The following is a 15,609-nucleotide window of genomic DNA, read 5'->3' as shown; positions in this document are numbered from 1 at the left end:
GACACGACGCGGACACTCCCCCACGGCCGTATAGCGCACCAAAGAACGGCAGGTTTTCTGCCGTCCTCACACCGTCGGCTTCACGGTTTTGCTGCATCGCGGCTGGTGGAAGACCTCCCACACCAGCTCACGCCGTGCGTTCCTAGATCAAACAATCGAACCTTAACTCAACGACTCCGCGCAGGGCAATGGTTTCTTCTCGCCTCACAATCTGGGACATAGATGGCGGAACGGGGCGTTCCACCCTCTCTTTTAAGTCTTGGGCCGCCACATGATTGAAGTCGCCCTCCACAGGAAAGAGTGGAATCCGTCCAGAGGCTTCCAATGGGTCTGGTGCGAGCAGGACAGGCCATGCTTTACTTCCCGGCGACAGTGGCATTCGTGATCCCCTGCGGGATTGACTTCGTAAGCCCACAGGGGATTTTCACATGTCAGTGCCTCGCACCTGAGATACCTGTTGGTAATCCGCCGACTTCCTGCCGTTCCGGGCTCCGGACCGCTTCCTCCAGTGGAAACTCGGCGTTCCCCCCTCGAGATACCCGTTGTGCCCTCACAGGTCTTATGCCGGTCAGCAGGGACAGTTAAGGAGCGCTCGTGTACGCCGCCCCCTCCCAGAATCCGTCCGCCTCCCCGTCCGACCACCGCTCGACCGCCACGCTCTTCCGCGAGGTGGCCGCACGGGACGGAGCACGTGCCGCCGTCCGCCACGGCGACACCGAACTGAGCTACGCGGAATTGGCGCTGGCAGCCGGCGGACTCGCCCGCCGGCTGCGCGCGCAGGGCATCGGGCGCGGGGACGTGGTGGCCACGGTGGTGGACCGCTCGGTGTGGTCCGTGGTCTCCGTCCTGGGCGCGTGGGCGGTCGGCGCGGCCCCCGTGCACCTGGAGCCCACGGACCCCGAGTCCCGGATCGCGGCGCTGCTGACCGCGACCGGGGCCCGAGCGGTGCTGACCGACGCACACAACCGGCCGCGGCTGGCCGAACGGACGGCGCCCGTCCTGCTGTTGGACGCCTCGCTGCCGACCGCGCCGTACGAGCCCGACGAGGAGGCCGATCCGCAGGACACGGCGTACCTCGTCTTCACCTCCGGTTCCACGGGCGTCCCCAAGGCCGTGGACGTCCCGCACCGGGCCGTGCTCAACCACCACTTCGCGTTCTGGCGCTACATGGACGGGATCACCACCGCGGACAGCTTCGGCCTGACCACCACGTTCGCCGCCGACCTCGGCCTCATCTCGGTGTTCGGCGCCCTGCTCAGCGGCGCCCGGCTGGACATCTACGACCGCAGCACCACACTCGACGCCGAGGCCCTGGCGACGGAGCTGAAGAACCACCCGGTGGACGCGTTGACCTACACGCCGTCCCTCCTCGAAGCGCTGGCCGGGCAGCGGGACATCAGGACGCTGCTGCCCGGCCGGATGGTCATCGTCGCGGGTGAGGCGTTCCCCCCGCGGCTGGCCGCCGCGCTCCTGGAAGCCCGCCCTGACCTGCAAGTCTTCAATGCTTACGGGCCCTCCGAAGCCACCATCGAGATGATGCTCCACCAGGTGACGGAGCCGGACACGCACCGCTCGCGCATCCCGGTCGGCAAGGCCATCGACGGGGTCGAGCTGCGGCTGCTCGGCGACGACGGCGCGCCGGTGCCCGACGGAACCCCGGGCAACCTCCACATCGGAGGCGTCTGCCTCGCCCACGGCTACCTCGGCGACCAGGCCCTCACCGAGCGGAAGTTCACCCGCGACGCCACCGGCGAACGCCTCTACCGCACCGACGACCTGATGATCCGCGACAGCGACGGGATCTACGCGTACCTGGGGCGGGCCGACCGGCAGCTCAAGGTCCGCGGCAACCGCGTGGAGCCCGACGAGATCGAGTCGGCGCTGCTGGCCCTGGACACCGTCCGGCAGGCGCTGGTCGTCGGGGAGAGCCCGGCGCCCGACGCACCGACCGAACTCGTCGCCTACGTGGTCACGGCCGGTCCCGTGGAACCTGCGGAGCTCTCGCGGCAGCTGGGCACCACCCTGGCCCGGGCGCTGGTCCCGAGCCGCATCGTGCCCGTCCCCGCCATCCCCGTCACCGTCAACGGCAAGGCGGATCTGGCGGCCCTGCGCGCCATGGCCTCCGACGGCGGCGCGTCCGCCGGCCCGGTGGCCCATCCCCCGCGGACCGGCACCGAGCAGTTCGTGGCCGACCTGTGGTGCGCGGCGCTCGGGCGGTCCGAAGTCGGGCGCGACGAGCGGTTCATGGAGATCGGCGGGGACTCCTTCAAGGCCCTGCGGGTCTTCGCCGGGCTGCGCCGCCGCCATCCGGACCTGACCATCGGCCAGCTCTTCGCGCACCCGACCGTCGCCGCGCTGGCCGCCGCCCTGGACGCGGCGGACCCCGCACGCACCGGCCGGTCCACGGCAACCGTCGAGTTGTGAGAGACGACATGAAGACGGCACCCGACAGCACCGCAGTGGCCGTGATCGGCCTGGCCTTCGACTTTCCCGGCTGCGACGACTGGGACTCGCTCACCGGGATCCTGCGCGCCGGACACGACCGCACGGGGCCGCTGCCCGCGGCCCGCGCCGAAGCCACCGGCACCATCCGCTCCGACCTGGACCAGGAGGGCGGCTGGATCGAGGACATCACCGGCTTCGACCACCGGTACTTCGGTCTCTCGCGCGCCGAGGCGCAGTTGATCGACCCCCGCCAGCGCAAGATGCTCCAGCTCGCCGTGGCGGCCGTCGGCAACGCCGGCTACGCGCCCGCGGAGCTGCGCGGCCGTGACGTCTGCGTCTACACCGCCGGGTACGGCGGGCCCGAACCGACCCTGCACGACCTGCTGTCCGAGGACGACCGGCGCGACGGCGCGGCCCTCACCGGCAGCATCCGTGCCTTCGCCGCCGGACGTATCGCCTACCACCTCGATCTGCGCGGCACCGCGCTGGTCATCGACACCGCCTGCTCGTCCTTCCTGGTCGCCCTGCACGAGGCCCGCTGGAAACTGGTGCGCGGCGAGGGCGACATGGCGCTGGTCGGCGGCTACGAGCTCGTCCTCGGCCGCCCGCCGCGCCGCCCGGAGGGCGCCGACGGGCTGGGGGTGCTCTCCGCCACCGGCCGCTGCCGCCCCTTCGACGAGAAGTCGGACGGCACGACCTTCGGCGAAGGCGGCGGCTTCGTCCTGGTCAAGCGGCTCGCCGACGCGGTGCGCGACGGGGACACCGTGCATGCCGTGATCCGGGGCAGCGCCGTCAACCAGGACGCCGGACGCAGCAACGGGCTGACGGCGCCCAGCCCGGCGGGGCAGACCCAGGTGATCACCGCCGCCCTGCGGGACGCGGGCGTGGACCCGGCCACCCTCGGCTATGTCGAGGCCCACGGGACGGGCACCCGCATCGGCGATCCGATCGAGATCCAGGGGCTGGCCGACGCGCTCGCCGCCTTCCCCACCGGCTCGCCGCCCCCGGCCGCGCTTCCGCTGTCCTCGGTGAAGGGCAACTTCGGTCATCTGGACTGCATGGCCGGGTTCGCGGGGCTGGTGCGGGTCATCGCCCAGTTCCGGGCCGGGGAAATCTTCCCGACCGCCCACTTCACCGCGCCCAACCCGCTGCTCGGCCTGGACGGCGGCGCGCTGCGCATCGCCTCCCGGTGCGAGCCGTGGCCGGCCGGCGACACCCCCCGGCGCGCCGCACTGAGCAGCTTCGGCCTCAGCAGCACCAACGCGCACATGGTCCTCGAAGAGGGCCCCGCCTCCGGGCGGCCGCTCCGGGCCCCGGCCACGGACCGGCCGGGCGAGCCCGCCGAGCACGTCGTCGCCCTCTCCGCACGCAGCGACGAGGGTCTGCGCCGGTACGCCACCCGGCTCCGGGACGCCGTCGCCGCGGCCCCCGACTGCTTCCCGCTCGCCGACGCGGCCGAGGTGCTGGCCGTGGGCCGCGAGCACCCGGCGCACTTCGCCCACCGGCAGGCGTGGACGGTGCACGACACGGCCGGGCTCCTCACCGCACTGGACTCGTTCCTGTCCACCCCGTCCGCCGGCGGCCCCGCGGCCCCCGTCGGGGAGGGCGGCCCCCGTCCTCTCGTCCTGGCCCTCGGCTCCCCCACCGACGCGTACCCGACGCCCTCGGCCGCCCACCTGCGGACGCTGGCGGGCCGGTATCCGGGCTTCGCCCGCGTACGGGACGAGGCCCTGGGCCGGCTCCCGGCGGAGCGCTGGAGCCCGGTGCAGCGGCAGTTGCTCCACCTCGCCGGGGTGCGGGCGCTCCTCGCCGACCTCGGGGTCACCCCGGACCTCGTCCTGGCGCACGGCGTCGGCGCGGTCGTGGCCCGGTACGCGCGCGGCGCGGTGGAGCTGCCGGCCGCCTTGGAGCAGGCGGCCACCGAGGCGCGCGCCGCGGCTCCCGACGCGGAGCGGCTGGAGGCGGCGCTCGCCGCGTTCACCGAGGGGGCGGTCCTGCTCGACCTGGCACCCGGCAGCGCCCTGTCGGCGCTGCTGCCGGACCGGCGCGCCCCCCGCGTCGAGACGCTCACCGCCGTCTCCCCCGCCGAACTGCTCGGCGTCTGCCATCGCCACGGCTTCCCCCTGGACCGGCGTACGGCCCTGGGGCGGGTCCCCCGGCGCCGCGTGGAGCTGCCGCTCGCACCGTTCGCCGAGGAGCACTGCTGGCCGGACACCGCGTCCGCGCCGCGGGCGGTGGCGGCGGAAGCCGAAGGGGCGGCGCCGGCCGACGCGGCGCCGCCGGTCACCGCCGGCGCCCCGACCCCGGAGGCAGCGGTGCTGGAGGTGGCCGGGGAGGTGCTCAAGGAGCCCGGGATCGGCCTGGACGACGACTTCTTCGAGCTGGGCGGCAACTCCCTCAACGGCGTCCAGCTGGTCACCCGGCTGAACGCGCTCCTGGGCACCGAGATCGAGGTGCTGGACCTCTTCGACTTCGGCTCCCTGCGCGACCTGGCGGCATCGCTCACCACCGCGGCGCCCGCCCCGGCCCGGGCAAAGGCCCCGGCCGACGCGGAGCCCGAGGCCGCCGAAGGTCCGCTCTCCGGGCAGCAGGCCGCGATCTGGGCCGCCGCGCAACTCGCCCCCGAATCCGCCGCGTACAACGTGCCGGGCGCCTTCCTCTTCGACGGTCCGGTGGACGCCGACTGGCTCACCGGGCGGCTGGCGGCGGTCGTGCGCCGCCACCCGATGCTCCGGGTCGGTCTGCGCGACGGCCACGACGGCCCCGTCCAGGTGATCACGCCCCCCGAGAAGGCCCGGGTCGCCCTGGAGCGCCTCGACGCCGATCTCCGGCCGCACACCGTCGCCGACGGCCGCGAACCCCTGCTCGCCCGGCTCAAGGAACTGGTCGACAGGCCGCTGGACCTGTACGCCCCGAACCCTTCCCGCTACCAGCTCCTCCGCGCCCGCTTCGCCGACGGTGACCGGTACGTCCTCGTGATCACCCTCCACCATCTCTTCTTCGACGGCTGGTCCTGGCGCGTCCTGATGGACGACCTGGGCGGGGCCGGCGACCGTGCGGCGCCCGGGAAGACGTATCTGGACTTCGTCCGGGAACAGCGGGAGATGCTGGCGGGCGAACGCGGCCGGCAGCTGGTCGCCTTCTGGACCGAGCGGCTCGCCGGGGTGCCGACCGTGGCGCTGCCCGCCGACCGCGCGGACGCCGACTTCCGCGAACCGCCCGGCCGCGGCGCGGACCTGCCCCTGACGATCGAGGCCGAACTCGCCACGGAATTGCGGGAGATCGCCCGCCGGGAGCGCGGCACGCTCAACATGGTGCTGCTCGCCGGGTGGATGGCGCTGCTGTGGAAGCTCGGCGGCAACCGCGATCTGGCCGTCGCCGGGCCGGTCACCGGCCGGGTGCCGGGCCATGAGGAGGTCCTCGGCTGCTACGCCAACACCATCGTGGTCAGGGCCGCGCTGGACCCCGGCGAACCCTTCGCCGTGCTGCTCTCGGCGGTCCGCGACGCCCAGTTGTCGGCGCTGTCGCACGGCGATCTGCCCGCGGACCGGATCATCCGGATCGCCCGCCCGCACTCGGCCGAGCCGGTGGCCACGACCAACTTCGGTTTCCAGAACGAGGTCGAGCCGATCAGGACGCTGGGCCCCGGCGGTCCCGGCGTCGAGCTGCTCGACGTCGACCCCGAGGCACCCACGTTCGCGCTCAGTGTGTCGGTCCTGGAGTACGGCGACGCGCTGTGGGCCCGGCTGAAGTACGCCACGGACCTGTTCCGCGAGGAGACGGCCGCCGCGTGGCTGGCGGAGTACCGCGCCCTCCTGGCACGTCTGGCGGAACTCGGCCCCGGCGCCACCTTGTTCGAGCTGTTCGGCTCCCCGCCCGCACGGGTCGGCCCGCCGGCGATGCCGGACTTCACCTTTTGAGCGCCCGCACGCCCGCGAAGAGGAGAAACCTGCCCGTGGACACCACCACCGACCAGATCAGCCTCGCCTCCCGCGAGTTCTGGCGGCAACGCCGGGACGCGCTGCGCGAGGGGGCGCTCGCGACGGCGGAAGCCCTGGGTGGCTCGCCGGACACCGTCAGCGGCGGCCCGACGACCGCCCGGGCGGCCCTCACCCCCGCCGCCCGCGCACACCTGGACCGGATCACCGGCGGCGAACCCCTGCTCCGCTGGACGGCCGCCGCGGCCGCCGCCGCCCTCGTGCTGCGCCGCTTCGGCGCCGAGGACGCGGTCACCCTGCTGGCCGGTGCCCCCCTCGGCGACGGCCTGCCCGTACTCCTCCGGCCGGACCCCGCGGCGACCTTCCGCCAGTGGCTGGGGACCGTGCGGAACGCGGCCGCCGAGACCCGCGCGCACGGCGATGTCGACGAGACCACCCTCAAGGACCTCCTGGAAGGACACCCGGCGCTCGGCGTCGAGGTGTCCCCGCAGGACGCTCCGGCGCAGGAGGCCGCGCCGGGGCCCGGGACACCGGCGGCCGTCTCCCTCGGCATCGGCGCCACGGAGATCACGGTGACCTCCGGGCTGCTGTCCGCCGCCCGGCTCCGGGCGCTGGCATCCGGTGTGTCCGCGGCCCTGGAGGCAGGGCTGGCCGAACCGGACCGCCACCTCGCGGAGATCGGTGTCCTGGACGACGCCACCCGCCAGCAGGTGCTGGTCACGTTCAACGACACCGCGGAGCTGGACAGCACCACGCCCTACCGGGAACTGCTCCTGGCCCAGCTGGCGACGCGTCCGGACGCGCTCGCCCTCCACGACGGCGAGAGCGCGTTCACCTACCGCCGGCTGTGCGCCCACGCCACCGCCGTCGCGCTGCGGCTGCGGCGCGCGGGCGTCACCCGCGAGAGCCAGGTGGCGCTGGTCGCCCCGCGCAGCGCCTGGTTCCTCGTCATGGCCGTCGGGGTCCTCTTCGCCGGTGGCGTGTACGTCCCGCTGGACCCCACGATGCCGGCCGAGCGCCGCGACAAGCTGCTGCGCGGCGCCCGCGTCGTGGTGGCGCAGGACGGGGTGGAGGTGCCGCGGGACCTCGACGCGACGCTGCTGAGCCCCGAGGAGCTGCGCGCGGAGGCCGAAGCGGCTCCCGGGACGTACGACCCCGGGACCGTACGGAACCTGCTCGGCCCACCGGCGGCGCCCACCGACCTCGCCTACATCATCTTCACCTCGGGCTCGACGGGCACGCCCAAGGGCGCCGGGGTGGAGCACCATTCGTTCCTCAACCTGCTGGCGACCCGGGTACCGGACTACGGTCTGCGGCCCGGCGTGGAGGTCCCGCAGACCGCGCCGCTCACCTTCGACCTGTCCATCTGGCAGATGTTCGCCGGCCTCACGTCGGGCTCGACGGTCTGTGTGGTCCCCGACGACGTGGTGCGTGACCCCGCGGCGCTCGCCGCGATGGCGGTCGGCCACCGCTTCGGCTGCCTCGCCCTGGTGCCCACCTACATCGATGTCCTCCTCGGTCACTTCGAGGACGACCCGGCCGCCGCGGCCGCCGTGCGGACGACCCTGCAACGCCTGATCGCCACCGGCGAACCGCTCAGCGGCGAACTGGCCCGGCGCTGGCACACCGTCATGCCCGGGGTGGAACTGCTCAACGCCTACGGCCCCGCGGAGGTGGCCGACGACAGTACGGGCGGGCCGGTCACCGCCGACGAGGGCGGGTACACCTCCGTCGGGAAGGTGCTGCCCCGCGTCCGGGTCCACATCCTGGACGCGGATCTGCAGCCGGTACCGCCCGGCGTCACCGGTCAGGTGTACATCGGCGGCGAGAGCGTGGGCCGCGGCTACATCGGGCAACCCGCCCTGACCGCCGCCGCGTTCCTGCCCGACCCGTTCGCCGCCGAGCCCGGACGGCGCATGTACCGCACGGGAGACCTCGGCCGGTGGCGGGCGGACGGCGGTGTCGAACTGCTCGGCCGGGCCGACAACCAGGTCAAGATCCGCGGCCGCCGGGTGGAGATCGGCGAGATCGAGCACGCCGTGGAGGGCCACCCCGACGTGGCACGCGGCGTCGTCGAACTGCTCAAGGACGACGGTCCGGAGCGGCTCGTCGCCTTCGTCACCGCACAGCCCGGTGGCGCACCGGACGCCACCGCGGTCAAGGAGTACGTCGCCGGCCGGCTGCCCGCGTACATGGTCCCCCAGGAGGTGCTGCTCCTCCCCGTACTGCCGCGCAACCCCAACGGCAAGATCGACCGCAGGGCGCTGCGGGCACGCGCCGCCGACCGGCGCGTGGACACCCTCGCGTACACCGCACCGCGCACCCCGCTCGAAACCGCGCTCTGCGAGCTGTGGCAGAGCTGTCTGCGCCGTGCGCCCGTCGGCGTCACGGACGACTTCTTCGCGCTCGGCGGCGACTCCATCACCGGTATCCGTATCGTCCAGGCGGCCGGACGCCGCGGCATCGAGCTGCGCCCCCGGCACCTGCTGGAGCACCGGACCGTCGAGGCGCTGGCGAGGGTCGCCCGGTGGCGCGGGCCCGGGACCGGCGCGGCCGACCCCGGCGAGCGGCACGCCGCCGCGCCCCCGCCCGCGGAAGCCGAGTCGGCCCCGCTCACCCCCGCCCAGCTGGCGTTCTTCGCCCGCGGCGTGCCCCGGCCGGACTACTGGAACCACGGGGTGCTGTACGCCGTGCGGCGGCCGGTGACCACCGAGGAGACCGCACGCGCCGTGCGGCTGCTCGCCGAACGGCACCCCATGCTGCGCGCCCGGACGGCGGCGGCGGACGGCGAGCTGACCCAGACCATCGCCCAGGAGGCGCCCCCCGTCACCGAGTTCGACCTGCGGGAGGTGGCGGCGGACGCGCTGGAGGGCCGGATGCACGCCGCGGCGACCGAGCTGCACGCGGCCCTCGATCTGCGGACCGGGCCGGTCTGCCGCGCCGGTCTGCTGCGGCTGCCGGACGGACGGCACGACCGGCTGGTGCTGATCGTCCACCACGCGGTGGTCGACCTCTACTCCTGGAACGTGATCACCGAGGAGCTGTCGGCGATCCTGCGCGACGGCGGCACCCGGTCCCTCGCCCCGGCCGGTACCCCGTACACCGAATGGGCCCGCCGCCTGCACGAACTCGTCCGGTCCCGGCCGGAGCGGCTGGACGCGGAGTACTGGCTCTCCCGCGACTGGGACGCCTGCACCCCGGTGGCGCGGAGCGCGCCGCAGGGCCTCGAAGGCAACACCGAGGAGATCACCTTCACCTTCGACCGGGACTGGACCCGCCGGTTCACCGGCGGGGCGACCGACGCCGGGCTGACGGTGTACGAGCGCCTGCTGGCCTGCCTCGGCACCGGGTTCAAGGACTGGCTCGGCCTCGGCGGCGGCACCCTGCAGGTCCAGCTCGGCGGGCACGGCCGGGAGGACCTGTTCGACGGTGTCGACCTCGGCCGTACGGTCGGCTTCTTCAACACCGCCTACCCCTTCGCCCTGCCGATGCTCGCCGACCCCGCCGACGCCGTACAGGCACGGTCGGTCGCCGGCCTGATCAGGGAGATACCGGGCCGCGGCCTCGACCACGACCTGCTGCGGTACCTCCACCCCGACCCTGAGGTGCGCGCCCGGCTCGCCGCCGTCCCGGTCCCCCAGGTGCTCTTCAACTACTGGGGCGAGCCCGCCTATCTGCACACGGACGACGGGGCGGCCGACGCCGCGCCGGGCCCGCTCGGCGAGGTCCGTATCGACATCTCCGGCGACGACCGGCCCGCGGACATGCCGCGGCCGTTCCCGATCGAGATCTACCCCAGCATCGTCGCCGGCCGGCTGTCGATCCTGTGGCGCTTCAGCGGTGAGGTCTTCACCGCGTCCCGGATGCGCGCACTGGTGGACGCCTACGCCGCGGCGCTGCGCTCCAGCTGCCCCCGTACCGATCCGTCCGACTCCGAGGAGATGTCCCGATGACCTACGCCGTCGTGGTGAACGCCGAAGCACAGCACTCCGTCTGGCCGGAGGCCAAGGCCCTGCCCAGCGGCTGGGAGCGCACCGGGTTCACCGGCTCCCGGGAGGAGTGCCTGGCCCACATCGCGGAGGTGTGGACCGACATCCGCCCCCGTTCCGTGGTGAGCGGCGCCTCGTGAAGCGCTCCGAACCCACCCCCCTGGTCTGGCGCTACGGCGCCGAGCGGGCCACCCGCACCTACGTCCTGGCCCCGTTCGCCGGCGGCAGCGCGTACGCCATGGGCGACTGGCCCCGCCGGCTGCTGCGCGGGAACGAGTCCGCCCTGGTCCTCCAGTACCCCGGGCGCGGGCCGCGCGCCGCGGAGCCACCGGCCACGTCCCTCTCGGCGCTCGCCGCCGAGGCGGCGGAGGCCGTCCTGAAGCACTCCACCGGCCCGGTCGTGCCGGTCGGCCACAGTCTCGGCGGGGTCCTCGCCCACACCCTGGCGCTGCGTCTGGAGGACGCCGGGCGCCCGGTCGAGCTGCTGGTCGCCTCCGCGGCCCGGCCGCCGGCCTCGGTCCGCCTCGACGCCGGCCAGGTCCTCGCGATGACGGACGCCCAGTGGCTGGCCGAGCTCACCCGCTTCAGCAGCTACGATCCCCGGCTGCTGGAGGACCCCGACGTCCTGGACCTGATCGTGCCGGTCCTGCGGGCCGACTACCTGATGCTCGCCCGGCACGTCCCCGAGAACCGCCGGGTGTCCTGCCCGGTGGTCGCCGTGGGCGGCGCGGACGACACCTGGGTCGGCGCCGGTCACCTGGCCGCCTGGGGCAGGTGGACCGCGGCCGGTCTCACCACCCGCACCCTGCCGGGGGGCCACTTCTACTACCGGGACGGCCTGACGGCCCTGACCGGCCTGATCCACGACGCGCTGGACGGCGTCCACGGGCGAAAGGTGTACCGGTGAAACCCCTCATCGTGGTGTACGACTTCGGTGCCGCACAGCCGGGAGACATCGCGGTGGGCCTGGGCGACTGGGCCACCTGGGTCTTCGCCGCCGAGCGCAACGAACACACCCGTCGCATGGCACCGCTGCTGGAACAGTTCGCCCCCGTCGTGTGGATCGACTCCCTCGACGACGCGGTACGCGAGCTCGGCGGCCACCACCCCGGCGGCATCGTGACGTTCAGCGAGAAGGCCCTGCGGCTCACCGGCGAACTGGCCGACCGGCTGGGGCTGGTCCAGCACAGCCCGGCCACCACCGCCCTGCTGACGGACAAGTGGAAGCAGCGCGGTGCGCTGCGGGCGGCGGGCGTCGACTCGGTGCGTTTCCGCCGTGTCGACTCCGTGCACGACTGGGCGGACGCCGTCGCGCACGTCGGGCTGCCCGCGGTCCTCAAGCCCGCGTTCGGGGGCGCCAGCCGCAACACCTTCTTCGTGTCCGACGAGGCGGACGGGCGCTCCCTCGTCGGGCGTCTGCTGGCCGACGGCGCGCCCGGATACGGCTCCGACCGCTCCCTGGTGCTGGAGGAGTACCTGGTCGGGCGGGACTGCGCGCCGTTCGGGGACTACGTCTCGATCGAACAGCTCGTGCAGGGCGGCGAGATCACCGATATCGCCGTCACCGGCAAGTTCCCCATGGTGCCACCCTTCCGGGAGACCGGGAGGTTCTGGCCCGCGCCGCTGGACCCCGAGGAGACCGCGCGGGTCTTCACGCTGGCCCGGCGGGCCGTGGCGGCACTCGGCATCACCACCGGCCTGACCCACACCGAGGTCAAACTCACCCCCGCCGGGCCCCGGTTCATCGAGGTCAACGGGCGGCTGGGCGGCGGCATCAACGAGCTCGCCGGACGGGCCGTCGGCCGCAACCTCATCGAGCTGGCCGGCCGGGTCGCCCTCGGCGAGCGGGTCACCGTGCCCGCGCTCCCGGCCGGCCGCCTCGTCTACCAGATCACCCACCCCGCCCCCCGCGAGGCGTGCGAACTGCTCGACGTGACGGGTGTCGACGAGATCCGCGCACTGCCCGGAGTGACCCTGCACCGCCCGTACACCCGGCCGGGTGCCCGGCTGCCGGGGGGCGTACAGACCCAGGATCTGGACGTCGTCATCGGTGAGACCACGGGTCCGGAGGAGCTCGCGGTGGTCGTCAAGGAGGTGGAGTCACGGCTGCGGTTCACCTTCGCCTTCCCCGGCCGACCCGGCCCGCAGACGGTCACCGGGGCCGAGCTGGGCCGGCTGTGACACCGGCCCGGACGCCACGACAACACGAAGGAGCGGATACGTGAGCGGCACATCCACCGACGGGCCGGCCCGCCAGGAGCAGCTGTCCGACGCGGGCGTCCTGGCCCGCATCTGGGAGGAGGTCCTCGGCGTCGGCCCGGTCGGCCCCGACGACGACTTCTTCTCCCTGGGCGGGGACTCGCTCCTCGCCGCGCAGGTCATCGGCGTGGCCAAGGAACGCGGCCTGCGCCTGACCCTCCTGGACCTGTTCAAGAACCCCACCCCGCGGGGCACCTGCGCCGGCTCCGCCGCCGCGGCCGGCCCGGAGGCGGGCGACCCGGAGGACGGGCTGCTCCGCGCCGAGGACCGGGCCCTGGTCCCCGAGGGCGCCGAGGCGGTACACCCCGCCACCCGCCTCCAGCTCGGTCTGATCTACGAGAACCTGATCAGCGGCGGCGAGCTCTACATCGATGCCGTCTCCCGCACGGTCACCCTCCCCCTCGACGTGTCCGTGCTGCGGCGGGCCGTCGACCGCGTCGCCCGTCGCCACCCGGTGCTGCGCTCCCGTTTCGACCTCACGACGTTCAGCGAGCCCATGCAGGTGGTGGAGCGGGAGGTGGAGGTGCCGCTGGAGACGGCGGACCGCTCCGGCCCGGACGCGGCCGAGCAGCACGAGAAGGTCATGCAGACGCTGCTGACGCCCTTCGACCCCGAGCAGGCCCCCCTGTGGCGCGTGCACGCCGCGCCCGTCGGCGACGCGGCGTTCCGGCTCTCCTACGCCTTCCACCACGCCGCGCTGGACGGGTGGAGCGAATCGGTCCTCAGCAGCGAACTGATCCGCCTGTACGCGGGTCTGCTGCGCGGCGAGCCGGTCGAACTCGCCGCGCCCGCCCCCGCGCAGGAGTACGTCCGCCTGGAGCGGGCGGCGCTGCGCAGCGAGGAGTCACGGCGCCACTTCGAGCGGCTGGGCGCCGACCGGGGTGCGGTGCCGCCGGAGCGGGGCGACGGGTCCGGCGACCCGTTCCGGAAGGTGTGCGCCCCGATTCCCACGGCGGACATCGAGCGGCTCCGCCGGCTCGGCGCCGACTGGGGCCTGCCGGTCAAGAGCCTCCTGCTGGCGGCGGACTGCACGGCGCAGGCGGCGCTGGCCGGCGGCTCCGCGGTCACGGTCGGGCTGACCGTGAGCGGCCGGCCGGAGCGGGTGGGCAGCGAGCTGACGCTGGGGTTGTTCCTGAACACCCTGCCGCTGCGCCTGGACGTGGCCGGGGTGTCCTGGCGCACCGCGGCCCGGCGCGCCTTCGATGCGGAGAACGCGCTGCTGGCGCACCGCCGGTTCCCCGATGCCGAGGTGCGGTCCCTGCTCGGGGGCCCGCCCTTCGCCACCGTCTTCAACTATGTGCACTTCCACGCCCGCGACCGGCTGCTGGACGCCGGGCTGGTCACCGCCGACGAGGACCTGCGGGACCGTTCCAGCTTCCCGGTCCGCGTCGAGGTGATCGACGATCCGCGTGGCCGGGGCCCTCTCCTGGAGGTCACGGTCGACGAGGCCCGGTACGGCGCGGGGACCGCCGAAAAGCTGCTGCGGTACGTACTCTCCGCGCTGCATCTGATGGCCGAAGGTCCCGACGAACCGGCCCTCGCCGGTCTCCCGCACGCCTAGAGAGTGGATGCCCCTCATGCCTTCCAGCCCCCTGGCCTCCTACGCGCAGCTCGGCATACGTGAACTGCACGATCAGGACCCCGAGTTGTACGAGCTGTTGGACCTGGAGCACCGGCGCCAGTCCGGGACGCTCGCCATGATCGCGGCCGCCGGTGTCGCCCCCGCCTCCGTGACCGCCTGCGAGGGCACGGTGCTCGGCAACGTCACGGCCGAGGGCTACCCCGGCGCCCGGTTCCACGCGGGCTGCGAGGTGGTGGACGAGGTGGAGCGCCTGGCGGTGCGCCGGGCGAAGGCCGTCTTCGGCGCGCGGTACGCCAACGTGCAGCCGCATTCCGGCAGTACGGCCAACCAGGCCGTCCTCTTCAGCCTCCTCAAGCCCGGCGATGTGCTGCTCGGGATGGAGCTGAGCGCGGGCGGCCACCTCACCCACGGTTCGCGTGCCTCGGTCTCCGGGCGCTACTTCACCTCGGTGGGGTACGGCACCGACGCCTCGGGGCTGATCGACTTCCACGAGGTCGAACGCCTCGCCGAGGAGCACCGGCCGAAGCTGATCGTCTGCGGGGCGAGCGCCTACCCGCGCACGCTCGACTTCGCCCGCTTCCGCGCGGTGGCGGACAAGGTGGGCGCGGTCCTCCTCGCCGACATCTCCCACATCTCCGGCCTGGTCGCGGCCGGACTCCACCCGAGCCCCATCGACCTCGCCCATGTGACCACGACCAGCACCTACAAGCAGCTCTACGGGCCTCGCGGCGGTCTCATCCTGATGGGCCGGGACGCCGACCTGCCCGTACCCGGCTCCCGCCGTACCTTCGCGGAAACCCTCCAGAGCGCGGTCTTCCCCTTCGTCCAGGGCACCCCGCAGATCCAGGCGATCGCGGCCAAGGGCAGGGCGCTGGCGCTGGCGGCGGAGCCCGGGTTCAAGGAGCTGGCCACCCGCATCCTCGACGGGGCCGCCACCCTGGCCGCGGCGCTGACCGCCGCGGGCCACCGCGTCCTGACCGGCGGTACCGACAACCACATGGTGCTCATCGACGTCAGCCACAAGGGGCTGACCGGTGTCATCGCCGAGCAGGCGCTGGAGTCCTGCGGGATCATCGTGAACAAGAACAAGATCCCCGACGACCCGCACGGCCCGCACATCACCAGTGGGCTGCGCCTGGGCACCAACATCCTGGCCGCCCGCGGTATGGAGGGCGACGCCATCCGCCGGTGCGCGGCCCTCGTCGACCGGGTCCTGACGTCCGTACGGGCGCTCGGCGCGGACACCTGGCACCTCGACGACGCGACGCGGGCCGCCGCCCGGGCCGAGGTCGCCGAGGTGTGCGCCCGCCACCCCCTCCCCCACGGGGGACTCGGCCCCGCGGTGTGAGAGCCGCGTTCCGGACAAGCGGCGCGCGGTGGCTCCCGGGGCGCGCCC

At 73.9% G+C, this 15,609-nt stretch carries 8 protein-coding genes; all 8 read left to right on the top strand.

Annotated elements, in window-relative coordinates:
* The first annotated feature begins 594 nt into the window (after positions 1–594).
* The 8 genes from ACF1BH_RS11010 to glyA are packed head-to-tail and all read left to right on the top strand — an operon-like array spanning position 595 to position 15,561.
* Positions 595–2,424 carry a non-ribosomal peptide synthetase gene (locus ACF1BH_RS11010; RefSeq protein WP_391642110.1) on the top strand — a complete coding sequence of 610 codons (1,830 nt, stop codon included), beginning with the start codon at positions 595–597 and terminating at the stop codon, positions 2,422–2,424.
* Positions 2,421–6,365 (top strand): condensation domain-containing protein, encoded by a 3,945-nt coding sequence (locus ACF1BH_RS11005; protein ID WP_391642109.1) that lies wholly within the window; start codon positions 2,421–2,423, stop codon positions 6,363–6,365. Before ACF1BH_RS11010 ends, ACF1BH_RS11005 begins: the two co-directional genes overlap by 4 nt.
* 35 nt (positions 6,366–6,400) lie before the next feature.
* Entirely contained in the window at positions 6,401–10,336 is a 3,936-nt protein-coding gene (locus ACF1BH_RS11000; protein ID WP_391642108.1) for an amino acid adenylation domain-containing protein, read from the top strand.
* Complete coding sequence (locus ACF1BH_RS10995) at positions 10,333–10,512, top strand: MbtH family protein (RefSeq protein ID WP_391642107.1); 180 nt, start codon at positions 10,333–10,335, stop codon at positions 10,510–10,512. The genes ACF1BH_RS11000 and ACF1BH_RS10995 overlap by 4 nt, the downstream gene beginning before the upstream one ends.
* Positions 10,509–11,279, top strand: a complete 771-nt coding sequence (locus ACF1BH_RS10990; RefSeq protein ID WP_391642106.1) for a thioesterase II family protein — start codon at positions 10,509–10,511, stop codon at positions 11,277–11,279. The genes ACF1BH_RS10995 and ACF1BH_RS10990 overlap by 4 nt, the downstream gene beginning before the upstream one ends.
* Positions 11,276–12,553, top strand: a complete 1,278-nt coding sequence (locus ACF1BH_RS10985; RefSeq protein WP_391642105.1) for an acetyl-CoA carboxylase biotin carboxylase subunit family protein — start codon at positions 11,276–11,278, stop codon at positions 12,551–12,553. The genes ACF1BH_RS10990 and ACF1BH_RS10985 overlap by 4 nt, the downstream gene beginning before the upstream one ends.
* Positions 12,554–12,593: 40 nt before the next feature.
* The gene (locus tag ACF1BH_RS10980; RefSeq protein ID WP_391642104.1) at positions 12,594–14,192 is read left to right on the top strand and encodes a condensation domain-containing protein; all 1,599 of its coding nucleotides are present in this window, start codon (positions 12,594–12,596) and stop codon (positions 14,190–14,192) included.
* A 16-nt stretch (positions 14,193–14,208) separates the two neighbouring features.
* Positions 14,209–15,561 carry a serine hydroxymethyltransferase gene (gene glyA / locus ACF1BH_RS10975; RefSeq protein ID WP_391642103.1) on the top strand — a complete coding sequence of 451 codons (1,353 nt, stop codon included), beginning with the start codon at positions 14,209–14,211 and terminating at the stop codon, positions 15,559–15,561.
* Positions 15,562–15,609: the final 48 nt, after the last annotated feature.

It is taken from the genome of Streptomyces sp. NPDC014733 (genome assembly GCF_043083385.1).
Classification (GTDB): domain Bacteria; phylum Actinomycetota; class Actinomycetes; order Streptomycetales; family Streptomycetaceae; genus Streptomyces.
Note: the sequence above shows the minus strand (reverse complement) of the source record. Positions and strands in the feature narration are given on the sequence as shown.